The sequence below is a fragment of the Pseudoalteromonas sp. MMG006 genome (assembly GCF_018101025.1).
Taxonomy (GTDB): domain Bacteria; phylum Pseudomonadota; class Gammaproteobacteria; order Enterobacterales; family Alteromonadaceae; genus Pseudoalteromonas.
On the sequence record NZ_JAGJEJ010000001.1, the window covers coordinates 339313 to 363364 of the forward strand.

21 protein-coding genes are annotated in these 24052 nt (G+C 39.5%); 17 read left to right on the forward strand and 4 right to left on the reverse strand.

Annotated features, from left to right (window positions below):
- The first annotated feature begins 17 nt into the window (after positions 1-17).
- The 11 genes from ileS (at position 18) to J8L73_RS01630 (ending at position 12530) form a co-directional block, all read left to right on the forward strand.
- Positions 18-2846 (forward strand): isoleucine--tRNA ligase, encoded by a 2829-nt coding sequence (ileS, locus tag J8L73_RS01580; protein WP_210999210.1) that lies wholly within the window; start codon positions 18-20, stop codon positions 2844-2846.
- 12 nt (positions 2847-2858) lie between these two features.
- Positions 2859-3359 (forward strand): signal peptidase II, encoded by a 501-nt coding sequence (lspA, locus tag J8L73_RS01585; protein WP_058548524.1) that lies wholly within the window; start codon positions 2859-2861, stop codon positions 3357-3359.
- The gene (gene fkpB, locus J8L73_RS01590) at positions 3356-3796 is read left to right on the forward strand and encodes an FKBP-type peptidyl-prolyl cis-trans isomerase (RefSeq protein ID WP_104643094.1); all 441 of its coding nucleotides are present in this window, start codon (positions 3356-3358) and stop codon (positions 3794-3796) included. The genes lspA and fkpB overlap by 4 nt, the downstream gene beginning before the upstream one ends.
- Positions 3796-4725, forward strand: coding sequence for a 4-hydroxy-3-methylbut-2-enyl diphosphate reductase (gene ispH / locus J8L73_RS01595; RefSeq protein WP_210999211.1), 930 nt, complete (start codon positions 3796-3798; stop codon positions 4723-4725). Before fkpB ends, ispH begins: the two co-directional genes overlap by 1 nt.
- A 40-nt stretch (positions 4726-4765) precedes the next feature.
- A complete protein-coding gene (locus J8L73_RS01600) occupies positions 4766-5803 on the forward strand; it encodes a histidine kinase (protein ID WP_211014392.1) in 1038 nt (345 codons plus the stop codon).
- Complete coding sequence (locus J8L73_RS01605; RefSeq protein WP_211014394.1) at positions 5800-6504, forward strand: LytTR family DNA-binding domain-containing protein; 705 nt, start codon at positions 5800-5802, stop codon at positions 6502-6504. Before J8L73_RS01600 ends, J8L73_RS01605 begins: the two co-directional genes overlap by 4 nt.
- Before the next feature lie 301 nt (positions 6505-6805).
- Positions 6806-7366, forward strand: a complete 561-nt coding sequence (gene pilV / locus J8L73_RS01610) for a type IV pilus modification protein PilV (protein ID WP_210999214.1) — start codon at positions 6806-6808, stop codon at positions 7364-7366.
- Position 7367: 1 nt separating this feature from the next.
- Positions 7368-8351, forward strand: a complete 984-nt coding sequence (locus tag J8L73_RS01615; protein ID WP_211014396.1) for a PilW family protein — start codon at positions 7368-7370, stop codon at positions 8349-8351.
- Positions 8339-8842 (forward strand): pilus assembly protein PilX, encoded by a 504-nt coding sequence (locus J8L73_RS01620; protein WP_211014398.1) that lies wholly within the window; start codon positions 8339-8341, stop codon positions 8840-8842. Before J8L73_RS01615 ends, J8L73_RS01620 begins: the two co-directional genes overlap by 13 nt.
- A 1-nt stretch (position 8843) precedes the next feature.
- Complete coding sequence (locus J8L73_RS01625; RefSeq protein WP_211014400.1) at positions 8844-12098, forward strand: PilC/PilY family type IV pilus protein; 3255 nt, start codon at positions 8844-8846, stop codon at positions 12096-12098.
- 9 nt (positions 12099-12107) lie between these two features.
- Entirely contained in the window at positions 12108-12530 is a 423-nt protein-coding gene (locus tag J8L73_RS01630) for a type IV pilin protein (RefSeq protein WP_247659534.1), read from the forward strand.
- A gap of 1 nt (position 12531) precedes the next feature.
- Here the strand turns inward: J8L73_RS01630 and J8L73_RS01635 are convergent, their stop codons facing one another.
- Complete coding sequence (locus tag J8L73_RS01635) at positions 12532-13062, reverse strand: GspH/FimT family pseudopilin (RefSeq protein WP_210999218.1); 531 nt, start codon at positions 13060-13062, stop codon at positions 12532-12534.
- Positions 13063-13141: 79 nt separating this feature from the next.
- Positions 13142-13693, reverse strand: a complete 552-nt coding sequence (locus J8L73_RS01640) for a GspH/FimT family pseudopilin (protein WP_211014402.1) — start codon at positions 13691-13693, stop codon at positions 13142-13144.
- A 159-nt stretch (positions 13694-13852) separates the two neighbouring features.
- On the opposite strand from J8L73_RS01640, the gene glnB reads away from it, so the two are divergent.
- Positions 13853-14191: a nitrogen regulatory protein P-II gene (glnB, locus tag J8L73_RS01645; RefSeq protein ID WP_058548512.1), complete on the forward strand. Its 339-nt coding sequence runs from the start codon at positions 13853-13855 to the stop codon at positions 14189-14191.
- Between the two features lie 207 nt (positions 14192-14398).
- Here glnB and J8L73_RS01650 read toward each other — a convergent pair whose 3' ends face one another.
- Positions 14399-15163 carry an outer membrane protein assembly factor BamD gene (locus tag J8L73_RS01650; protein ID WP_058548511.1) on the reverse strand — a complete coding sequence of 255 codons (765 nt, stop codon included), beginning with the start codon at positions 15161-15163 and terminating at the stop codon, positions 14399-14401.
- Between the two features lie 141 nt (positions 15164-15304).
- Here J8L73_RS01650 and rluD point away from each other — a divergent pair, with 141 nt between their 5' ends.
- The 3 genes from rluD (at position 15305) to clpB (ending at position 19687) form a co-directional block, all read left to right on the forward strand.
- The gene (gene rluD / locus J8L73_RS01655) at positions 15305-16282 is read left to right on the forward strand and encodes a 23S rRNA pseudouridine(1911/1915/1917) synthase RluD (RefSeq protein ID WP_058548510.1); all 978 of its coding nucleotides are present in this window, start codon (positions 15305-15307) and stop codon (positions 16280-16282) included.
- On the forward strand, positions 16282-17013 hold the full coding sequence (gene pgeF / locus J8L73_RS01660) for a peptidoglycan editing factor PgeF (RefSeq protein WP_211014404.1): 732 nt from the start codon (positions 16282-16284) through the stop codon (positions 17011-17013). Before rluD ends, pgeF begins: the two co-directional genes overlap by 1 nt.
- A gap of 97 nt (positions 17014-17110) precedes the next feature.
- Positions 17111-19687, forward strand: a complete 2577-nt coding sequence (gene clpB / locus J8L73_RS01665; RefSeq protein ID WP_211014406.1) for an ATP-dependent chaperone ClpB — start codon at positions 17111-17113, stop codon at positions 19685-19687.
- Positions 19688-19731: 44 nt separating this feature from the next.
- Here clpB and J8L73_RS01670 read toward each other — a convergent pair whose 3' ends face one another.
- On the reverse strand, positions 19732-21279 hold the full coding sequence (locus J8L73_RS01670) for a PAS domain-containing methyl-accepting chemotaxis protein (protein ID WP_211014408.1): 1548 nt from the start codon (positions 21277-21279) through the stop codon (positions 19732-19734).
- Between the two features lie 430 nt (positions 21280-21709).
- Here J8L73_RS01670 and gshA point away from each other — a divergent pair, with 430 nt between their 5' ends.
- The gene (gene gshA, locus J8L73_RS01675) at positions 21710-23284 is read left to right on the forward strand and encodes a glutamate--cysteine ligase (RefSeq protein ID WP_210999223.1); all 1575 of its coding nucleotides are present in this window, start codon (positions 21710-21712) and stop codon (positions 23282-23284) included.
- 135 nt (positions 23285-23419) lie between these two features.
- Positions 23420-24031: a transglycosylase SLT domain-containing protein gene (locus J8L73_RS01680; protein WP_211014410.1), complete on the forward strand. Its 612-nt coding sequence runs from the start codon at positions 23420-23422 to the stop codon at positions 24029-24031.
- Positions 24032-24052 lie beyond the last annotated feature (21 nt).

Sequence of the window (24052 nt, forward strand, 5' to 3'; positions counted from 1 at the left end):
TACGGAATGTAGGATAAATGAGCGACTATAAACATACTTTGAATTTACCGGAAACACCGTTTCCAATGCGTGGCAATTTGGCACAACGTGAACCAAAAATGCTTAAAGCATGGTATGAAGACGACCTTTACGGTCAAATTCGCAGCGCTAAAAAGGGTAAAAAGACCTTTATTTTGCATGACGGCCCTCCGTATGCAAATGGCGACATCCACTTAGGCCACTCAGTAAATAAGATTTTAAAAGATATTATTGTTAAGTCTAAAACTTTATCAGACTTTGATTCGCCTTATGTACCTGGTTGGGACTGTCACGGTTTACCAATTGAGTTAATGGTTGAGAAAAAAGTAGGTAAGCCGGGTGTAAAAGTTACGGCGAGTGAGTTTCGTGAAAAATGCCGTGCGTACGCCAAAAAGCAAGTTGAAGGTCAAAAAGTAGACTTTAAACGTTTAGGCGTATTTGCTGATTGGGATAAGCCTTACTTAACAATGAACTTTGACTTTGAGGCGAATGCAATTCGTGTGCTTGGTCGTATTATAAAAAACGGTCACTTACACAAAGGCGCTAAGCCTGTACATTGGTGTACAGATTGTGGCTCTGCATTAGCAGAAGCAGAAGTTGAATATCAAGATAAACAGTCGCCAGCAATTGATGTACGCTTTATTTTTGCTGACCAAGACGCAGTAGTAAATGCGTTTGACCTAGCTCAAGGCCATGAAGGCCAAGGTAGTGTTGGCACTGTTATTTGGACAACAACGCCATGGACGCTTCCTGCAAACCGTGCTGTTGCTGTTCATGCCGATTTAGAATATGCGCTTGTGCAAGTTGAAGATGAAGGCGCACAGCAGCGTTTAATTTTAGGCTCAGAACTTGTTAAAGATGCAATGGACCGTTTTGGCTTTGATCATTACCACGTTTTAGGTTACGTAAAAGGGGCTGTACTTGAAAACTTGCAAGTAGCGCATCCTTTTTATGACTTTAATGTACCTGTGATTGTTGCTGAACACGTTACTACTGACTCAGGTACAGGTGTGGTGCACACTGCGCCAGGTCATGGTCAAGAAGATTTCGTGGCAGGCTTAAATTACAACCTAGAAGTCGCTAACCCTGTTGGTGCAAATGGTGTGTACTTACCAGATACTGAACTTTTTGCAGGTCAACATGTATTTAAAGCAAACGCGAGCGTAATTGAAGTATTAAAAGAGCGCGGTGCATTAGTACATCATCATGCACTTACACACAGTTACCCGCATTGTTGGCGCCACAAAACGCCAATAATTTTCCGTGCTACACCGCAGTGGTTTGTAAGCATGGAACAGGCTAATTTACGTCAAGATTCTCTTAAAGAAATCAAAAATACACAGTGGTTGCCTGAATGGGGCGAAAGCCGTATTTCTAACATGGTTGAAGGCCGCCCTGATTGGTGTATATCTCGTCAGCGTACATGGGGCGTGCCAATTGCTTTATTTGTTGATAAAGACACCGGTGCTTTACACCCAAATACCCAAGAGCTTATCGAGCAAGCTGCAGAGCTTGTTGAAAAGTCAGGTATTCAAGCGTGGTATGACCTAGAGCCGGCTACTTTACTTGGCGAAGAAGATGCTAAGCAATACATGAAAGTGCAAGATACGCTAGATGTATGGTTTGATTCAGGTGTGTCGCACGCATGTGTAGTAGATGCACGTGAAGACTTAGTTGGCCCAGCTGATTTATACCTTGAAGGTTCTGATCAACACCGTGGTTGGTTTATGTCGTCAATGATGACATCGGTTGCGATTAATGGACATGCACCATATAAACAAGTGCTTACGCATGGTTTTACCGTTGATGAAAACGGTCGTAAAATGTCTAAGTCACTGGGTAATGTTATCTCTCCGCAAAATGTAATGAATAAGCTAGGTGCTGACATTTTACGTTTGTGGGTTGCTTCTACCGATTACACGGCAGAAATGACTGTGTCTGATGAAATATTCAAACGCTCTGCAGATCGTTATCGTCGTATTCGTAACACTAGCCGTTACTTATTAGCTAACTTAAATGGTTTTGATCCTAAAACTGATCAAGTTGCTGTAGATGACATGGTTGAGCTTGATAAGTGGATTGTTGGTCGTGCAGCACAGTTACAAGACGAGATTTTAGCCGCTTACGATAGCTACCAAATGTTATTAGTAACGCAAAAGCTAATGAACTTCTGTACCGGTGAACTTGGCTCGTTTTACTTAGATGTAATTAAAGACCGTCAGTACACAGCTAAAAGTGAAAGCCATGCGCGTCGCTCTTGTCAAACTGCGCTTTACCATATCGCAGAAGCTATGACGCGCTGGATGGCACCAATTATGAGCTTTACAGCACAAGAAATCTGGGAAGCCTTACCAGGCGAGCGCAGTGATTACGTATTTACATCAGTATGGTACGACGGCTTACAAGCACCAACGAGCAGTCAGTTTAGTAACGATGACTGGCAAGCAATTTTAAATGTACGCGATGAAGTAAACCGCTTGTTAGAAGCTGCACGTAAAGAAGAAGTAATTGGTGCAACACTACAAGCAACAGTTAATTTATTTGCGGATAAAGACCTTGCAAGCACACTTGCTTCACTAGGTGATGAGCTTCGTTTTGTATTGTTAACATCAGCAGTAAACGTTAAGCAGGTTGATAGCCAACCAGCAGATACGCAAGCAACAGAAATTGAAGGTCTATACATTAGCGTTGCAGCAACAGATGCAGCTAAGTGTGAGCGTTGTTGGCACTACAGCGACGATGTAGGGATTGACCCTGCTCACCCTGAAATTTGTGGCCGTTGCGTAAGTAATGTTGATGGCGAAGGTGAAAAGCGTCAATTCGCTTAGGAGCTTTACTCAGTGAGCAAACTAGCCCAAAAAAGTGGTTTAGTGTGGCTTTGGTTGAGTCTATTACTGTTAGTAATAGACTTTGCCAGTAAAACACTAGTTGTGAATACCATGGCTTATCAAGAGTCTATAAATTTACTGCCTGTTTTTAGTATTACTTACGTACATAACTATGGTGCAGCCTACAGCTTTTTAAGTGAAGCAGGTGGTTGGCAACGTTGGTTTTTAAGCTTTATAGCTATTGCGATTAGTGGGTTACTTGTTTGGTGGCTTAAGCGCTTACCAGCTACAAACAAAATATTGTGTAGTGCTTATGCGTTAGTACTTGCAGGCGCCATAGGCAACTTATATGACCGTATAGCTTATGGTTATGTAATTGATTTTATCCATGTATTTTACGATAAGTCACACTTTCCAGTATTTAATATTGCTGATTGCGCTATTTGTATTGGTGCCGCGTTATTATTATTTGATGCCTTTACAGGCGAAAGTCCGAAGGAGCATAAAGCATGAGCCAAGCTGTAATTGGTGAAAACTCGCAAGTTATTTTTCATTTTTCTATTAAGTTAGAAGATGGCTCTGCCGCAGACTCTACAAAGGTTCATAACAAACCTGCAAAATTAACAATGGGTGATGGTAGCTTAACGGCAAATTTCGAAAAGTGTTTATTAGGGTTAACTGCTGGTGAAAGTAAAACATTTGAATTAGAACCAGAAGATGCTTTTGGTCAGCCAAATCCAGATAATATTTACTATGTTGACCGTAGTAAGTTTGGCCCAGAAACACCTGCTCAAGTAGGTGCTATCATTGCGTTTACACAACCTGATGGTACTGAACTTCCTGGGCTTGTTCGAGAAGTGCAAGGGGAGTCGGTTACTATCGATTTTAACCATCCGCTATCGGGTCAGCGCCTAACATTTGAAGTAGATATTATTGAGGTAGAAGGCTAATGGATATTTTATTAGCTAACCCTCGTGGTTTTTGTGCGGGTGTTGACCGTGCAATCAGCATTGTAGAGCGTGCTTTAGATATTTTCGAAAAGCCAATTTATGTTCGTCACGAAGTGGTACATAACCGTTACGTAGTCGACGGTTTAAAAAACCGTGGTGCAGTGTTCGTTGAAGAACTTGATCAAGTACCTGACGATAGCATTGTTATTTTTAGTGCTCATGGTGTATCGCAAGCGGTACGCTCTGAGGCGAAACGCCGCGACTTAAAAGTATTTGATGCAACATGTCCGCTGGTGACTAAAGTTCATATGGAAGTTACTCGCGCTAGCCGCAAAGGTACTGAATGTATTTTGATTGGACACCATGGCCACCCTGAAGTTGAGGGTACAATGGGGCAGTACGATAACGATGAAGGCGGAATTTACCTGGTAGAAACCGCGGAAGATGTTATTGCGCTAAATGTTAAAAATGCTGAAAACTTATTTTATTGTAGCCAAACTACGCTTTCAGTAGATGATACTGCAGATGTCATTGACGCACTACGCGAGAAGTTTCCTGCTATAGATGGACCTCGAAAAGACGATATTTGTTATGCAACGCAAAACCGCCAAGATGCGGTACGTGATTTAGCTGATAAAGTTGATGTACTTCTAGTTGTAGGGGCTAAAAACAGCTCTAACTCTAATCGCTTACGTGAACTTGCAGATAAAATGGGCACAACGGCTTATTTAATTGACGATGCAGCTGATGTGCAAGAGCAATGGGTTTCAGAGTCTAAGTCTGTGGGTGTTACGGCTGGAGCATCTGCACCAGAAGTACTGGTACAGCAAGTAATAACGCGTTTAAAAGAGCTTGGTGGCAAGCAGGTAGTAGAAAACCCAGGTGAAGAAGAAAACATCGTATTTGCCGTTCCTGTTGAGCTACGTTAATCTATATAAATTAATTATTTAGATTACAAGGAGAGCTGTTATGAGCAAGTCGGTTCATTCTGATGTATTGCTTTTTTCAGCTCTTTTTAATGAGCGAGGGGTACTTGCCTCGCTTGTTGTTACTCAAGTTATAGCTGTTGTATTGGCGTTTGCGCCAAATATCCAAGGTGACATTTGGTTACGCCTTGGGGTTATTAGCTTATTTTTACACTTAACTGTTTTATCAAGCACCTCCGCTCTGTATCTTTTTAAACGCTTTTTACAAAAGCGAACAGACGTTTTTCAGCTAACACTATTTTTTACCTCGTTTTTATTATTTACCTGCATATATAGTGTTTTATTTTCTCAATTTGCGTTTGATATAGATAAGGCTGATAACCTTATTTATTTTGTATTGCGAAACTGCGTTACAGTTTTGTTATTAGCCGCTTTGTTTGTACAGTTTTTATTTATCTATACTGAAAAAGAGCAGCAAACCAAGGCACTTTCTCGCGCAGAGTTGGACGCCTTACAAGCTAGGATCCGTCCGCACTTTTTATATAACAGCTTAAATACAGCTGCAGAGCTAACTCATCACGATGCTGGTGCTGCTGAGCAAGCTATTTTAGCTCTAGCAGCCTTATCTCAAGCAGCAATGCGCTCAGGGAAAAGTGTATTACTCAGTGATGAAATAGCATTGAGCAAGCAATATATCGCTTTGGAAACGTGGCGCTTTGGGGAGCGTTTAAAGGTTAATTGGCACATACCAAGTGAACTTCCTGCATTGCATATTCCATGTTTAACCCTTCAGCCGCTAATTGAAAATGCAGTATGTCATGGTGTTGAAATAAGCGAAAGTGGCGCAATTATTAATGTTGAGCTGCATATTACTCCCGGTTATATAACTATGATTGTTTCTAACCCCATCACTATTACTAATAATCAAACTCGGCCCAAAAATGGCATGGCACTTGATAATATTCGTCAACGTTTAAATATTTATTATAAAAATAAAGCTCAGCTTACCATCACCAATAAAAACGATGTATTTAGAGTGAAAGTAGTTATCCCCAAAAAGAATATTGAGGGTGGTTTATGAATATATTAATAGTTGATGACGAGCCATTAGCAAGAATGCGTTTAACCCGTTTGCTAGCACATAATAAAAATATAGTTATTAAAGGTGAAGCTAGTAATGGTAATGAAGCCTTATTATTTATTAAAAAATACGCCCCCGATTTAATATTTTTAGACGTTGATATGCCTGGTTTAAATGGGTTGCAGGTTGCGAATGAGTTGAATAATTTAGCTTTACCTCCAGCTGTTGTGTTTATTACCGCGCACCCTGAACATGCTCTTGATGCTCTGCAACTGAGTGCTGCAGGTTATTTAGTTAAACCAGTTACAAAACAATCCATAGTAAAAGTGTTAGATCAGGTTGGACGCTTGAACAAAGCGCATGTGCAAAAACAGCACTCAACTAAAATTAGTTATCAGTTGGGGGGAACGACTAAAAGTGTTGAGCTTGACAATGTTTATTATTTTAATGCCCAAGAAAAGTACACTAATATGGTATTTGAAGGCGGGGAAGCGTTTATTGAATCCAGTCTAAAGCAACTGGAATCACAGTATCCTACTCAATTGGTACGAATCCATCGAAATACTTTAGTAAATAAAAGCAAACTTTTATCTTTAAATACTCATGGCTCAGGTGTGCATAGCGTAGAGCTTATGGGTTGCAACGATCATTTAACCGTTAGCAGGCGAGAGCTAAAAACAGTAAAAAATATTTTAAATTAGAGCCTATTATCTTCCAGGGTTGAGGTTTGCTAAATCTAGGGGATAACTGCACAAGGTTTCTAGCTCCGTGGTTTTGGAGGCTATTCTTATGATATCGTCTAGTCATAAGAACAACCATATTAAATAGGCTCTGACTTATTTAAACTCCAATCATATGACTTTAAATTTAACCGCTAAAGATAAACGGACTTTAGTGCTTTTTAACCGTTTATCAACAAATTTAACCGCCTATCCTAGTAATTATTGAAACTAAATTAGAATGACATAAACTTACTATTAGATAATTTTTATTTGGTTCACTATGCGATCCCCTCAGACTAACACACAAAAAGGCTTCACTTTAATTGAAGTGCTAATTGCGTTTATCATTTTAAGCTTTGGTTTATTAGGTGCCGTAGCGCTTCAAGCAAAAGCAAAACAGGCAAGCTTTGATTCCATGCAACGCGCTGCTGCTGTAGCCCTTGGTAATGATATTGTGCAGCGCATTCGTGCAAATGATACTGCTCAGTTAGTCGCCCTGTATACGCAAACATTTAATAGTGAAACTTCAACGTCTACCTCTATGGCTTGTTTTAGTGGTTCATGCACTGCAGCGCAAGTTGCTGCGCTTGATTTACAGCAATGGAAACGCGCCATTCGAGCGCGGGAAAACACAGGGTCGCTAGACGACGCGACAGTATGTATAGCGCCAACAGCAGTTGCAGGTTCAGGCGGTAAGGCATTTAACTTAGAAGTAATAGTTTCATGGCAGGGACGACAGGAGTTTAACGCTAATGATGCTACCGCCGCTATAAAATGTGGCACAGCGGATAAAAAACGCCGCTTAGTAGTTTTAACTAGTTACATTTACCTCAGGAGCTAACATGAAGCAAACAGGTTTTACACTTATAGAGGTTATGATTTCGTTATTTATAGGTGGCCTAATTTTGGGTGGCGTCATGTTCACTTATATAGGGATGAAGGTAATCACTAAGGATACGATGACTATTGGTGAGCTTCAGGAGTCAGGTCGGTTAGCTATAAATATAATGCAACGTGATATTGAACAGATTGGCTTTTGGGGTACTTATTATGATGATTCGTTTACATCCGCTAATACGACATCCTTATCTAACCCCAGTGCTGATTGTACCGAGGGTTTAAATAACGGCAGTTTTCCTGATTTATCAACAGCGAGTAACTTTAGAGCTATTTATGCCAAAGTGGCTGTTTCTTCAAAAGAGCTAAACTGTGCAAGTAACCCTATTAAAAATACAGATATTATTCAGTTAAAATTTTTACAAGGCAATCAGCTTGATACAGGTGAAACGCAGGCTGATGAAAACTACTTTATAGCAGAGCAAGAAAAGGCTCAATTTAAACGTGGTGTAATAGGTGCAGGTTCTATCAATGTAAATGCATCAATATGGCCGTACAGCCATCATGTTTATTACTTATCAGAGCAAACTTATACAGTAAATAATAAAAGCCTCAAGGTGCCAGCATTAATGAGAAAACGCTTAGTTGGTGGCAAAATTACGACCGAAACTATAATGGAGGGCGTTGAAAATATGCGCTTTATTTTTGGTCTTGATACCGATAGTGATAGCCGAGTTGATACATACAGAAGTATCAATAATATGGAGCATACAGATTGGGAAAACAGAAAGGGCATATTAACTGTACAAGTATTTTTACTCATAAGATCGCTACAAGAAGATCCTGGGGTAAAAATTAAAAATCAAACATACACCTTGGGCGAAGATGAAGATAAACGAGAGCTTTCATTCGCTGACAGCTACAGACGCACAGTGTTCACAACCACAATTAGGTTGAATAATGTAGGAGCTAATCTATGGCGCATTTAATAAAGTTACGAGCTAAGCAGCAAGGTGTTGTATTGATCACGGCGCTTATTATGGTTATCGCTGTAACAGGTATAGCCGTTACTTTAATGAGTAGCAGCAGTATTGATATTAAAATTACTAATGCTGCACAAGAACGTGAAGTTGCAGAAAATAAGCTACTTGGTGAGGTTCAAAGAATGATTTCTGATGAGGCTAACAAGGGGGCTGCAAATCAGTTTTTTTTATCACCTGATGAAGTTACTACTATGACCGATGCTGATACAGAAGGTATGGTTATAGCTGAGCACAATGATATGAAAAGTAAAATGATCAATCTCAATCAAGGCGCACTTGATTTAGAGTGCCCACGTAGATTTAATTTTACGGCAGGAATTTCATGCAATATGTTACAAGTCTCTACTACAATTAAATACGGCTCTAAAGCTAAGCATGAACTGACCATTGTTACAGGTGTAGCCCAAGAAATGGCTAGCACAAGTAAGGGGATTTAATATGAAATTTAATAAAGTATTTGCTTCATTAATTGGCCTTACACTCACTGCATCTGTTACTGCTGAAGATATAGAGCTTTATGTAAACCATGATGTAGAGACAGATGAAAACCCAAGAGTACTAATGATATTTGATACTTCAGGCAGCATGGCTTGGGATGTGACGGATGGAGGACAATGTTACCAATGGGATGGTGTAGGTAGAACTACTCCACGCTTCTATCAAGTAACCTGTTTTGAAAGTAATAATGTAAATGATACCAATCAATGTTTTAAAAGAGCAACTAGTAATCAGGGAATACGTTATAGCCGTTTTTATAATGGCACAAATACATCAGGTAACAGTTATAGTGGTGGATATCCAACTGCTTCATGTAATGACAGCCGATTAAACGTTGCTCAAAATGCTATTAAACAGTTAGTAAATGATAACGATGATATTGATTTTGGATTAATGCGTTTTAACGGTGGTTCAGGGGGGTATGTACTTGCAAGATCTGGCGCTAGCAAATCAAATATTTTAGACGAAATTGATGATCTTCCAGCAAGTGGTTCTACGCCAATAACAGAGACTCTTTGGGAGGCCTATCGTTACATTACAGGTGCAAGTCTCGATTTTGCAAATGGTATAAACAATCGAGATAAAAGCGCAGATGCAAGTGGGAGCTATAAGTCGCCTTTTGCAAAAGGCGCTGGCGACCCTTTGAGGTGTGATAACTCAATAAATTTAATATTAATGACAGATGGCGACCCAACAAGTGATAGTGATCGTAACAATCAAATAAAAAGTGTTCACAATGACATATTTGATGAGTCGATTCCTTTTGTTGATGGTGATTATTCAAATAGTTATTTAGTGGCTTTATCTAAAATCATTCATGGAACTAATAATACTAAGGTAGATTTATATTCAAATACTAGCGATGTTTTAGATACTGGTAGAGTGTATACGATTGGTTTTGGTACAGGTATGAGTGCCGATGGCATTAAGTTATTAGAGGGAGCTGCTTCGATAGGTGGTGGACAGTACCTAGAAGCTCGAACATCAGAGGCTTTATCTGAAGCACTAAAAAATACCATTTCTAGAATTAGGGAAGTAAATGACAGCTTCTCTTCACCGTCAGTTGCTAGTAATAATGTCGATCAAACCCGTAGCCGTGATGCTATTTACTTTGCCATGTTTTATCCAGAAACAGGCGCTAGATGGCGCGGGAATTTAAAAAAATTAAAAGTGTCAGGGAGTCAAATTGTTGATTCTAAAGGGCTATCTGCGCTTGATGATAGTGGCTTAATTGACGAAAATGCAGAAACGTTTTGGTTACCAGATGGCGAAGCTCCTGATGGTAATTTAGTTGCCCAAGGTGGCGTTAACCGGCATTTGACTACGTTAGACTCCGATAGTCGTAATCTATATACAGATAACCAGGGAGCTATTGTTGATTTTAATACCTCTGTGGTGAGTGATATTCTCGATGCCGTTGATAATAATCCGCTAAGTCTATCAAGCAACGATATAAAATGGGCTATGGGTATTGATGTCGATGATGAAGACGGAGATGGCTCGAGTGTCGATCAGCGCCAAGATATTTTTGGTGACCCCCTTCACTCAAAACCGGTCGCAATAGATTATGGCAACGATGACATTAGAATCTTAATAGGTACTAATGCTGGATTTTTGCATATGTTTAAGGACTCAGATGAGACGGTTAGCGAAAGTTGGGCCTTTATACCATCAGCCTTATACGACATTATTGAACCTTTACGTGAAAATCAGGCTGATACTAAAGTGTATGGCATGGATGGTCCAATTAGTGTTTACTTTAGTGATAAAAGCTTAAATGACGACGGCGCTAATGATGGAATCATAGATGCTAGCGATGGCGATGATGTATGGACTTTTACTGGGATGCGTCGTGGTGGACAGAACTATTATGCACTTGATATAACAGACCCTAATAAACCAAAGAAATTATGGAATAGCCCGATTGAAGGTGGCAAGGGGGATTTTACAGAGTTGGGGCAAACGTGGTCAAAACCACAAATTGCCTATATTAAAGCCTTTGGAAACAAGCCCCTATTAGTGTTTGGTGCAGGGTATGATACAAATAAAGATGCAGCAGTTAGAAGTGAAGATTCAATAGGTCGTGGTATTTATATTGTTGAGGCTGAAACAGGTAAAAAGGTGTGGGCTTTAACGCCGAGCGAAAATGGCTTTAAAGGTAAGCATTCAATTGCCGCTAATTTATCTACATTGGACTCCGATTACGATGGGTATATTGATAGAATTTACGCTGCAGATACTGGTGGGGATATTTGGCGAATTGACATGCCAGGAAGCAGTACGAGTGATTTTACTCACTTTAAACTTGCTGAGTTAGGTAGTTCATTAGCGAGTCAGGATAGACGCTTTTTCTATCAACCACTTGTAGCGCGTACACTTTATAGTAAAGTAAGTGAAACAACGGTTAATGGTGAAACAGTTATCACACGTTTGGATACGCCCTATGATGCAATTGTAATAGGCAGTGGCAATCGTTCTAAACCAACAGGCACTAATGAAGACGATCAACTGTTTATGATAAGAGATGAAAACACAGTTACTCAATCATTCACGAGCGCTCCTACAATAATAAAACCAACAGATTTAATGCAAATGAACAGCGATCCGTTTGGTAATGCATTAGACGATGTAGACGAGTTTATTGACCTAGAAGTTGATTTAGCTAAGTTTAAAGGCTGGCGTTATGAGCTTGGAACAGGTGAAAAATCACTAGCTGCGGCGACCGTTGTAGGAGGTGTTGCATACTTTACAAGTTTTACTCCATCATCGGATACGTCAACTGAAAATCAATGCTCGTTAAGTGGTGGCGCGGGTTCTTTATATGCTTTTCATCTACATTACGGAACGAAAGTATATGACGACTTAAAATTTACCACTAGCTATGATGTGCCCGATACGCCACAATTATATTTTGGGGAGGGACCATCGTGCGCAGACGGAAATAGTGATGGTAAATGCGATAACAATCCTACTATTGAAGTAACGCAAGAGAGCCAGTTTTATTTAATTGGACCTGGGATTAAAGATGAAAATGCTCAAAACCCAATGAAGCCTGTAGAGCTAGTAGGGCCCGACTTAACTGTTGTTGACGGTACGGTACAATTGGTAAATGATTCTGATACTGTAGGCTTTGGTTTTAAAACACAACAAACCTATATTTATAAACGCGAAGAAAATGATGAAGTGAGTAATTAAGGTATATATATGATTAAATTAACTCGCGGTTTTACACTAATCGAACTAATGATTACTGTTGCAATTGTTGGTATCTTAGCAGCAGTAGCGTTGCCCAATTATACGGAGTATGTAAAACGTGCATCACGTGCTGAGGCAGCTGCTGCATTACTCGATGCAGCAAATAAAGAAGAGCAATATTTTGTAGATAATAGTGAGTACACGGAAGTATTTTCTGATTTAGGGCTGCAAGACAAAACTGAGAATGGTCATTTTGAGTTATCTATAGATGTAGATGATGACGATAATACTTTTACCATTACCGCAAAGCCTATTGCTGGTGCTGTTAAAGGTGATACTGACTGTAAAGAAATTACAATTACAGACACCGGTTACAAAGGCGCTAAAGGTACTAAAGGTAATTCAGATGTTGAGTATTGTTGGGGACGTTAATTTAATTTTTTTGGCATTTATTTGTTGATTTTATTCTGATACGTCCCGTTTGACTTACTGATAAAGCCAGCCCATCAAGCCTGGCTTTATCAGTATTGGGACAATAAATAAATGTCCCATTTTGAAAACCATTCAATGAGCCATCAGGTCTAAAAGTAATTGCGCTACGAGGATATTCAAGGCTGTCATCGTGATGAGCCTCTTCAAATATACTTAATAGGAGCTCGTCATCATCTAATGTAGTTGATTTATCAATATCTATAAATAATGACATTTTACCCGCCCACTCCTCTTTACTGCATCGGTTATCTTTAAGAGCACAAAGCGTAACGTAAGTACCATTTTCAATAGCGTAGAGTCGCCCGTAATTAATGTTTCTATGCAGAAGGTTTACGTGGCTATCTAAGCGATTATTGGCTAGAAAATCTGGATAAAACCACATAGAGAGTTGACTAATAACACTCACAACGGCTAACGAAATCATTAGTTCGAGTAGTGTCATACCTTTATTTTTATATATTGATATCTTCATCCCTGAAGTCCTGAGTTATAAAGTGTATTAGCTCAGTGTAGTAAATGATGAAAATATGGCAATATGAATTGTGTGTTTTTTAACCGCACTTTTTATTCGTATCACCAACGTAGAAAGCAGTACCTGATTGAGATACGGTTAACGCTTTATTATTTTCATTGGTGCTATTGGGGCAAAAAATGAAGTCTCCAGGGGCTGTTGTAATTCTACCACTGGTATTAAAACGTAAGCGACGATCGTTACCCTCAAACGACAGCTTATCGTTGTCTGATATTTCTTCCATTGCTCTTAGTAATGTATCAGAGGCGTTATTGTAGTTTCCGTCATTATCAACATCGATAAATACAACAATAATCTTATTTTCATCCCACTTTGCGTTGCAGTTGAACGTATCTTGTTTGTTTTTAACTTTTCCTTGCCCTGTAGGGCATACAACAACTATTTCATCGGTGCTTGCTGCTTGTGAGCGTGCATATGCAATATTTCTTTTTAATTCTAATAAAAAATTCTCAGCTCTGTTTTCCTCAAGCATGTCACTACTATTCCAAAGCGCGATTGATGCAATAATACCGACTATGGCTACGGTCACCATAAGCTCTAAGAGGGTGAATCCATTATGCTTGTTCTTCATATTAATCTCATATATGGCTTGATAGTTTATTATAGCTATCTTTGTGAAAATAATAATACCATGGCTGATTGTTTTATCATCAAATTCAATCACTTTGTTTGCTATGGGCTTCTCGATTGTCTAAAATCGAGGCAACTGAAGCTTTAAAAAGTAATTAATATGAAAAAGATAGAAGCAATTATAAAACCATTTAAGCTTGATGATGTCCGCGAAGCGTTATCTGACGTGGGTATTACAGGTATGACTGTGAGTGAAGTTAAAGGCTTTGGGCGCCAAAAAGGGCATACTGAGCTTTATCGCGGTGCAGAATACATGGTTGATTTTTTACCTAAAGTTAAACTTGATATTGTACTAAGCGATGAAGACGTTGATCGTGCAATTGAAGTGATTGTTAAAACAGCGCAAACGGGGAAAATCGGCGATGGTAAAATCTTTGTGACTGATGTTGAGCGTGTTGTTCGTATTCGTACTGCTGAAGAAGATGAAGAAGCTATTTAATACCAACATGCGTAAATCTTTGATCAATTTAACGAATTAAATTGCACTATTACGTAGTTAAAATTTTTTATTTAGAACAACTAGATAAAAAACTTTTGCCTAGTTCTAGCGTAATTTTCTTGACGTTAAATAGATCCCACATATAAGCAGATTGGTATAATGACAATATGGTATAGAAAAAGGCGCTTTAGTAAGCGCCTTTTTTGTTTATTTATTTCTACTATTTACCATTCTGGTTTGTTTAGCATGTTCGCTTAGCTCTGTTAAGCCAAGTTTATCGTAGCTCTTTTCCATCATTTCTAAAGCAGGCTCTAAGTAACTGCTTTGCGAATAATGTTCTACAACATACTTGCCTCGGTTAGCGGCTGCTAAGTAAGCTTCACGTTCGTAATAGTAAGTTGCTACTTTTAGCTCATAACGCGCCATACGGTTCAAAAGCCACACTAAACGGCGTTTAGCCTCTGGTGCGTAATCACTTTTTGGAAAACGCTTAACAAGAGTAGATAAATCGGTAAACGCTACTCGTGTACGATTTGCGTCACGGTCAGCTCTGTCTACGCCAAAGTATTCTTGGAATGCGTTTTTATCGGCTTTAATATTTACTAAACCACGCATGTAGTACATATAATCAAGATCTTTATGATTTGGGTTTAATCGAATAAAGCGATCGATTGTTGCAAGTGCTTGTTCAGTATTGCCTGATTGGTAATGTGCATATACCAAATCCATTTGTACTTGTTTAGAGAATGGGCCAAACGGGTAGCGTGAATCTATAGCGCTTAAAAGTTCAATTGCACGCGCATATAAACCAGAATCTAGTGTTTCTTTTGCATCTTCGTATAGAGCGTGTGCAGATTTATTAGGTACACGTTGAATATCTTCTTGGTCTGGTGCAGACGAACATGCGCCTAAACTAAGTACAGAAGCTGAAAAAACAATGGCGAATGCACGTTTCCCTATTTTATTTATCATTTTATTTGTTACCTTCGATGTCTTCGGCTAGGCCAAGTCGGTAAAACCGAGTAAACTATGCGTATTATATTATGCTTTTATTAAAAGCGATTCTAACCCAGTCGAGCAAAGCTTGCACTGGTAAATTGGGTAAAGTTACTAATGTCAGAGCAAATTTCTCTTCAAGCCGATGTTCCTACCGACTTAGGTGGTAAACGTCTAGACCAAGTATTAGCACAATTGTTCCCTGATTATTCACGTTCTCGTATAAAAACGTGGATTTTGGATGATAAAATCACCGTAGACGGTGAAATTTTCAACACACCACGCGAAAAGCTACTAGGTGGTGAAGTTGTAAATGTTGAAACAACAATTGAAGCACCGCGTGAATACGAAGCACAAGATATCAAATTAAACATTGTTTATGAAGACGATGATATTTTGGTTATTAATAAACCTATGGGGTTAGTGGTCCACCCAGGTGCAGGTAATCCAAATGGCACAGTGCTTAATGCACTATTACATTACTATCCTGAAATCATAAATGTGCCGCGTGCGGGTATTGTCCATCGTTTGGATAAAGACACTACAGGCCTAATGGTTGTAGCTAAAACGATTCAGGCCCAAACGCATTTAGTGAAAGCACTACAAAAGCGCGAAAACTTCACTCGTGAATATGAAGCGCTATGTAATGGCACCATGACTGCTGGTGGTATGGTTGAAAAAGCGATTGGCCGCCATCCTACGCAGCGTACTCATATGGCAGTACATGAAATGGGTAAACCCGCGATTACTCACTACCGTGTTGCTGAGAAGTTTCGTGCGCACACACGTCTACGTTTACGCTTAGAAACTGGCCGTACGCACCAAATTCGTGTACACATGGCTCACTTGAACCATCCGTTAATTGGCGATCAATCATACGGCGGGCGTCCGCGTCCACCTAAAGGTGCCACTCCTGAGTTGTTTGAATTGCTTCGCAGCTTTAGACGCCAAGCACTGCATGCAGTAAAACTCAGCATTGCTCATCCAATTACAGGTGAAATGATGACATGGCAGGCACCTATTCCTGATGATATGGTCGCTATGACGGTTGCGCTTCGTGAAGATACTAAAGCAAACCCTGATATCGATAGATAATGTATTTGTTATCAGCTCCATGGCAACGCCTTGATAGTGTAGATACTCTCAGTACTACACGTGAAGGCGGTGTATCAAAAGCACCATTTTTAAATATGAACTTGGGGTTTCATGTAGGTGATAACAAAAACCATGTATTACAAAATCGCGCTTTACTCACCAAAAAACTGCCAGCTCCGGCTATATGGGTTAATCAAACACATAGTGCTAATGTTATTGTTGTTGATGAGCAGTTTGACTTTACTCAATTGCATGATGGCGATGCGCTATTCACAACACTTAAAAGTCAGCCTTTAGCGATAATGACTGCAGATTGCTTACCCATTTTGCTTTCGAGTGACAATGGCGAAGAAATAGCAGCTATTCATGGTGGCTGGCGTGGTTTAGAGCAGGGGATTATTAAAAATACTCTCAGTTACTTCAAAACGAACCCTGTTAAAATTTATGCTTGGTTAGGTCCTGCTATTGGGCCCACACAGTTTGAAGTAGGTGAAGAGGTTTTTAATTTATTTAAAGCACATTCGGCTTTATTTATTGATGCGTTTAAGCTGCAAAAAAATAAAAAATACCTTGCTGATATTTATCACATAGCCCGTATTCAGTTACAACAGTTGGGGGTTACAAATATTAGTGGCGGTGAGCATTGTACTGTTTTACAAAAAGAGCAATTTTTTTCGTATCGCCGCGATGGTCAAACAGGGCGTATGGCAAGTTTGATCTGGCGCAAGTAAAGCGTACATTAGTGATTATATTTATCCTCACACCTTGAACATTTCTATTAACATACCCATTTATTAAACAATTAGTTTATTAAATAGGTAAACCCTCATGCGTTTAGATAGATTTACGAGCAAATTTCAATCTGCGCTTTCTGATGCGCAATCCTTAGCGCTTGGTCGCGACCATCAATTTATTGAGCCAGTGCACTTAATGTATTCATTGCTACAACAAAGTGGCTCAAGTGTGCGAGCGCTATTTGCGCAAACAGGAGTTAGTGCTGACGAGCTCAATACCAAACTTTCTCAAGAAATTGAAAAACTCTTTAAAGTCGAAGGTGTTGGAGGCGATGTACAGTTGTCAAACAACATGGCATCACTTATTAACTTATGTGACAAATATGCGCAAAAACGCAAAGATAAATACATTTCGAGTGAGCTATTTGTACTTGCAGCATGTGAAGATAAAGGGCCACTTGGCGATATATTCCGCTCACTAAATATTACCTCTACAAAAATTGAAAATGCCATTAAAGCAATTAGAGGTGGACAGAAGGTAGATGATCCTAATGCTGAGGAAACGCGTCAAGCACTCGAAAAATTTACGATTGATTTAACTGAGCGTGCCGAGCAAGGTAAGCTTGATCCCGTAATAGGTCGAGACGATGAAATTCGCCGCACTATTCAAGTACTCCAGCGCCGTACTAAAAATAACCCTGTTTTAATAGGTGAGCCAGGTGTTGGTAAAACAGCCATTGCTGAGGGGTTAGCGCAGCGTATTATTAATGGCGAAGTACCTGAAGGATTAAAAAATAAACGTGTTTTATCGTTAGATTTAGGGGCATTAGTTGCAGGCGCTAAATTCCGTGGCGAATTTGAAGAGCGTTTAAAATCAGTTCTCAACGAGTTGGCTAAAGAAGAAGGCCAAGTCATCCTATTTATTGATGAAATACACACTATTGTAGGTGCCGGTAAAAGCGACGGTGCGATGGATGCGGGCAATATGCTAAAGCCTGCACTAGCTCGTGGCGAGCTACATTGTGTGGGGGCAACTACGCTTGATGAGTACCGCAAATACATAGAAAAAGATGCAGCACTTGAACGTCGTTTTCAAAAAGTATTAATTGAAGAACCATCAGTTGAAGACACCATCGCAATTTTGCGTGGCTTAAAAGAGCGCTATGAATTGCATCACTCTGTAGAAATTACTGATCCTGCAATAGTTGCTGCTGCGCAATTGTCGCATCGTTATATTAGTGACCGCCAATTGCCAGATAAAGCGATTGATTTAATAGACGAAGCCGGCTCTTCTATACGTTTGCAAATTGACTCTAAACCAGAGTCGCTTGATAAGCTTGAGCGAAAAATTATTCAGTTAAAACTTGAAGATAACGCACTTGCTAAAGAAAAAGATGAAGCGAGTCAAAAGCGCCGCAGTGAAATGCAAGAGCTGATCACAGATCTTGACTCCCAGTACAGAGAGCTTGATGAAATTTGGAATGCAGAAAAAGCATCACTGCAAGGCACTCAAGTTATTAAAGCAGAGCTCGAACAAGCACGCTTAGACTTAGATGTGGCACGCAGAGCTAGCGATTTACAACGTATGTCAGAATTGCAATACGGGCGTATTCCAGAGCTTGAGCGTAAGCTCGATTTAGCGTCTCAAGCTGAAATGCAAGAAATGACCTTACTTAAAAACCAAGTAGGGGAAGACGAAATAGCTGAAATACTTTCACGCTGGACAGGTATCCCTGTATCAAGAATGCTTCAAGGTGAGCGTGAAAAGCTACTGCAAATGGAAGATAAGCTTCATAGTAAAGTAATAGGACAAGACGAAGCCGTTGTAGCGGTTGCAAATGCTATACGTCGTTCACGTGCGGGGCTTGCTGATCCTAACCGCCCGATTGGCTCATTTTTATTTTTAGGCCCAACAGGTGTTGGTAAAACAGAGTTAACAAAAGCGCTTGCAGGCTTTATGTTTGATACCGAAGATGCCATGGTACGCATTGATATGTCTGAGTTTATGGAAAAACACTCAGTAGCACGTCTCGTAGGGGCACCTCCTGGTTATGTTGGCTATGAGGAGGGGGGTTATTTAACCGAGGCCGTTCGTCGTAAACCATACTCGGTAATATTGCTTGATGAGATTGAAAAAGCACACCCTGATGTATTTAATATTTTACTGCAAGTGCTTGATGATGGACGCTTAACTGATGGGCAAGGCCGCACGGTTGATTTTAAAAATACTGTGATCATTATGACTTCAAATTTAGGCTCAGATATCATTCAAGAACAAGCTGGCAACAACGACTATGCAACACTTAAAAATAAAGTAATGGATGTACTTATTAGCGAGTTTAGGCCTGAATTTATTAACCGAATAGACGAAACAGTTGTATTTCACCCATTAGCTAACGAGCACATAAAAGAAATTGCTGATATTCAGTTGATGAAACTTCGTGAGCGTTTAACTGAAATGGGTTACTTACTTGAAATAAGTGATGCAGCGCTTGAGCGAATTGCAGCCAGTGGATTTGACCCTGTTTATGGGGCGCGTCCACTAAAACGTGCAATTCAACAAACTATAGAAAATCCATTAGCGCAAAAGCTACTTAGTGGAGATTACTTATCTGGTAGTGTCATCACAATAGATGCAAATGACGAAGGATTAGTTTTTGCTAATCGTTAACCTCTAAGCTACAGAAAAAAGCCGCTATTTATATAGCGGTTTTTTTATACTTTAAATGTGAGCAGCAAATCATTTACTTTACGAGAGCCCTCTACAAGTTCAGCTGCACCTGTTGCTACGTTAAAGCTTAAACTTAGATTGTTATCGCTAAAGCTTTTAATTTGTGTAACGTTATGACTAATATCGTTGCTCACCATTTGTTGCTCTTCTGCAGCTGAAGATATTTGCATCGCTAATTGCGATATTTCACTTATCTGATTAAAAATACCCTCTAACTCATCCTGAGTTTGCGCCGTTGTATTAACACAGTTATCGGCCTGGGTTTTAGTGCTTTGCATTACTTTTGACCAGTTAAATAAGGTATCTTGTATTTCTTTAATCGAGCTGTGAATTTGAGTGGTGGCATTTTGAGTTCGAGAGGAGAGGGTTCTTACTTCATCAGCCACAACTGCAAAACCACGGCCATGTTCACCTGCTCTAGCAGCTTCAATGGCAGCATTAAGTGCAAGTAGGTTAGTTTGATCCGCGATACCTTCAATTTCACTCATTACTTGCCCTATTTTATCAGCCTCATCAGCTAAACTGCTTGCGGTAGTGGCTGCCTGCTCAACTTGAGAAGCTAAATCAGTAACCATAAAACTATTATCAGCAATGTGCTCTTTTATTTCTGAACAACTTTGATGTGTTGAATTTACCTTGTCAGCAGTTTCAGCGGTATTAGTTGATATTTCGCCGATTGTAGAGCTCATTTGCGTCATTGCTGATGCAATTTGTTCAAGGCGCTCACCTTGTGATGCAATTCCTTTTTCAGTGAGGGTTGACTGCTCATCTAAATTAATTGCAATACCGTTAAAGCTTTCTGTGGAGTCTTTAACGCGACCTAAAACGGTGCGTAATTTAGCAGTAAGTAGTTGTTCTCTGTAGTCACTTACGCTGTGAGGGGTATTTCCGCTATATACATAGCGCGATACAGAGTCAGCTTTTGCTCTTTGTTCTCGTAAAACAGTAGGGGTTTTAATTAATTCGTCAAAATTAAGGGCAACAACACCTATTATCACTAATAAACTGATGAAAGCCATGTTTACCGAGGCAAGTATAGCAACGCTCACAAGCCATACTAACACGCAACTAAGGCTAATAATCTGTCTAAGCTGACTGTGCTCACGAATACTTGATATTGATTTTCCGGCGTTAATTTTATTATAAAGTTCTTGTGCTCGTTTTTTTAATTCTTCGCTAGGTTTTGTTCTAACTGATTGGTAACCAATAAGCTGACCGTGTTCAAATATAGGTGTTACAAATGCGTCTACCCAGTAATAACGCCCATCCTTGCAACGGTTTTTTACCATCCCTCGCCATGAATGGCCCTGCTTTAATGTTTCCCACATTTCTTTAAAAGCCGCTTTAGGCATATCAGGGTGACGTACAATACTGTGGTTTTTACCTAACAGCTCTTGCTCACTATATCCTGCTACGGAACAAAATCCTTGATTCGCATACGTAACTACCCCTCTTAGGTCAGTGGTAGAGACAAGCTCTTGCGAGTGTTCAAAATGTACTTCTTCATTTTTTAAGCTTTTATTATTGCGCATAAAATTTTTTATCATCCTTTACTGTTGGCGCAATTATATTGTTTAGTCGGTACAAAGCAAAAAAAGAAGCTGTCAGATACAGAGGAACCCTTTAAATAATCACTTTTATTGATCTAGATCAACTTTTAATGAGAAGAAAAGTCAGAAACTTTTGTGCTTCTTTTGGAACAATTTAGGTCTATTGTTAGGTACATAACTTTTATGTATTTAATTTTTGCATAAATACACACTTAAGCATTTGTATAATACCAATAGCAGTGGCAAGATTATGACTAAATTTAATCATATTGGTTACATAGAGCGTATGTAGGAAGCTGATAAATATTCGTAATTAGTGAGAATTTACATTCTTCTTATTAATTTATCTTGAGTCTAAGTAATTAGCCCCCATAACCATATGATTAAGCCACGTGGCCCGAGGAAAGATTTTTTGACAACACATGATTTGACTAACGCACTTGAAGCGTTATCTGTAAATGAGCACCAATACGCAGTTAAAGGCATTAAACGTGGTATAGAGCGAGAGTCGCTAAGAATTAAAAACGATGGCGTAATCTCAGACAAGGGACACCCAAAAGGCGTGGGTAGTGCATTAACTAACGGGCATATTACAACTGATTTTTCTGAGTCTTTACTTGAATTTATTACTCCTGTTAGCGAATCGTCTACGCAAACACTTAAGCAATTAAAAGATCTGCAAAAGTTTACGCTTGAAAAAATGGGCGATGAATTGCTATGGCCTATAAGTATGCCGTGTTTTATCGAACACCAAGACGATATTGTGCTTGCCCAGTTTGGCGATTCGAATACAGGTAAAATGAAAACACTGTACCGTGAAGGGTTAAAAAACCGTTACGGCAGTATGATGCAAGCAATAGCAGGTGTGCATTTTAACATTTCATTCCCTGATTCTCTTTGGCAGTCGCTGCATTCACTAAAACAAAGCGATGCAAGCCTTCAAGATTTTATTTCGGATGGTTACCTCTCGCTAATACGTAATTTTAAACGTGAGTTGTGGCTAATAAGCTATATGTTTGGTGCCTCGCCTGCTTTATGTAGCTCATTTTTGCAAGGGCGAGAAACCGATTTACCGTTTAAAAAGTTAGGTAAAGGGACGCTTTATTTAGAAGTAGGCACTGCATTACGACTTGGTAATTTAGGGTATACTAACAGCGCTCAATCATCACTGCGTGTTATGTATAATTCACTCGATGAGTATGTGGCAGGCCTTAAAAAAGCAATCAATACACCCTCAGATATTTACGGCGACCTTGACGATTACACGAGCAATACGCCTAAGCAGCTAAATAAAAATATACTCCAGATTGAAAACGAGTTTTACTCTCCTATTCGTCCTAAACGTAATGCAAAAAGCGGTGAAACACCAACAGATGCTTTACTCAGAGCGGGTATTGAGTATGTAGAAATTCGTGCTTTAGATGTTAACCCGTTTAGTGAAGTAGGTATTGATATTGAACAAATCCACTTCTTAGACGTATTTTTAACGTACTGCTTATTAAAAGATTCACCAGAAATGGACTGGAAAGAGCAAGCACGTAGCACTGAAAACCTTGATACTGTTGTAAATCAAGGTAGAGAAGCCGGTTTGATGCTTAACTTTAATAATAATGCTCGCAGCCTGCAGTCTTGGGGAGATGAGATATTCACACAACTTGCTGATGTTGCTAAGTGGATGGACAACGCATATGGCGTTGATTATTACTCGAGCACCATAGAGCAAATGTCGACGTGGATACACAAGCCTGAGCTTACTTATTCTGGGCATTATGTAGCACAACTTAAAGAGTCTGGCTTAGATAATGGACACTTCGCTTTAGCGCTTGCCAATAAATACAAACAAAGTCATGAATCTACCGATTATAGTGAGTTTTTAAAGCCGTGGCTTGAGCAGCAAGTAATAGATTCTAATGAAGCTAGAGCTGCAATTGAAAGCGCCGACACTTTATCCTTTACTGCATTCTTAAACGCGTATTTTAAAAAGTAAATACTTTTTAAAGCTTAAAAAAACGCAGCCCAAGGTGGCTGCGTAAGTACTTTTCAGGGATGAAACAATGCTTTACTACTGCATTCACAAGCTCGGACCCACGCTTTTTAAAAAAGTTCAGTGAGATATTAAAAAATGAAAAAAAATGCAATTATTTTATCTCTTGCCCTCACTTTAGCTGGGTGTGCTACTGCGCCGCCTAAACAGCCAAATAACTTATGTAAGATTTTTGAAGAAAAGCCAGATTGGTATTTTGATGCAAAAGACGCCCAAGAAAAGTGGGGGTCGCCAAAGCATGTTCTCATGAGCATGATGTATCAAGAAAGTTCATTTAAGCATGATGCAGCGCCGCCAATGGAATACTTTTTATGGATAATACCTACAGGCCGTGCAAGTGATGCGTATGGTTATTCTCAAGCTAAAACACCGACATGGTCTGACTACATTCGTGAAACCGGTAATAATGGTGCTGACAGAGATGACTTTGATGATGCTATCGACTTTATGGCGTGGTTTGTTTATAAAACCCACAAAGTAAACAAAATATCAAAGTGGGATGCTTACGCACAATACCTTAATTATCATGAAGGTTGGGGTGGTTACAAACGCGGCACGTACAAAAAGAAAAAATGGTTAATGAGTGTTGCTAACAAAGTTAAGCATCGCGCTAGTCGTTATGGTGTGCAGTTAAAACGCTGTGAGGACGAGCTAGATAAAGGCTGGTTTGAGCGTTTATTATTTGGTTAAGTCTTTGTAGGTATTAAAAAA

Coding starts and splice junctions, on each gene's coding strand:
- J8L73_RS01640 (WP_211014402.1), bottom strand. CDS start 13,693: ATGAAGAACAAGCATAATGGATTCACCCTCTTAGAGCTTATGGTGACC.
- clpB (WP_211014406.1), top strand. CDS start 17,111: ATGCGTTTAGATAGATTTACGAGCAAATTTCAATCTGCGCTTTCTGAT.
- J8L73_RS01630 (WP_247659534.1), top strand. CDS start 12,108: ATGATTAAATTAACTCGCGGTTTTACACTAATCGAACTAATGATTACT.
- J8L73_RS01670 (WP_211014408.1), bottom strand. CDS start 21,279: ATGCGCAATAATAAAAGCTTAAAAAATGAAGAAGTACATTTTGAACAC.
- J8L73_RS01635 (WP_210999218.1), bottom strand. CDS start 13,062: ATGAAGATATCAATATATAAAAATAAAGGTATGACACTACTCGAACTA.
- J8L73_RS01625 (WP_211014400.1), top strand. CDS start 8,844: ATGAAATTTAATAAAGTATTTGCTTCATTAATTGGCCTTACACTCACT.
- pilV (WP_210999214.1), top strand. CDS start 6,806: ATGCGATCCCCTCAGACTAACACACAAAAAGGCTTCACTTTAATTGAA.
- rluD (WP_058548510.1), top strand. CDS start 15,305: ATGTCAGAGCAAATTTCTCTTCAAGCCGATGTTCCTACCGACTTAGGT.
- J8L73_RS01620 (WP_211014398.1), top strand. CDS start 8,339: ATGGCGCATTTAATAAAGTTACGAGCTAAGCAGCAAGGTGTTGTATTG.
- ispH (WP_210999211.1), top strand. CDS start 3,796: ATGGATATTTTATTAGCTAACCCTCGTGGTTTTTGTGCGGGTGTTGAC.
- J8L73_RS01600 (WP_211014392.1), top strand. CDS start 4,766: ATGAGCAAGTCGGTTCATTCTGATGTATTGCTTTTTTCAGCTCTTTTT.
- J8L73_RS01650 (WP_058548511.1), bottom strand. CDS start 15,163: ATGATAAATAAAATAGGGAAACGTGCATTCGCCATTGTTTTTTCAGCT.
- pgeF (WP_211014404.1), top strand. CDS start 16,282: ATGTATTTGTTATCAGCTCCATGGCAACGCCTTGATAGTGTAGATACT.
- J8L73_RS01680 (WP_211014410.1), top strand. CDS start 23,420: ATGAAAAAAAATGCAATTATTTTATCTCTTGCCCTCACTTTAGCTGGG.
- glnB (WP_058548512.1), top strand. CDS start 13,853: ATGAAAAAGATAGAAGCAATTATAAAACCATTTAAGCTTGATGATGTC.
- J8L73_RS01615 (WP_211014396.1), top strand. CDS start 7,368: ATGAAGCAAACAGGTTTTACACTTATAGAGGTTATGATTTCGTTATTT.
- ileS (WP_210999210.1), top strand. CDS start 18: ATGAGCGACTATAAACATACTTTGAATTTACCGGAAACACCGTTTCCA.
- J8L73_RS01605 (WP_211014394.1), top strand. CDS start 5,800: ATGAATATATTAATAGTTGATGACGAGCCATTAGCAAGAATGCGTTTA.
- fkpB (WP_104643094.1), top strand. CDS start 3,356: ATGAGCCAAGCTGTAATTGGTGAAAACTCGCAAGTTATTTTTCATTTT.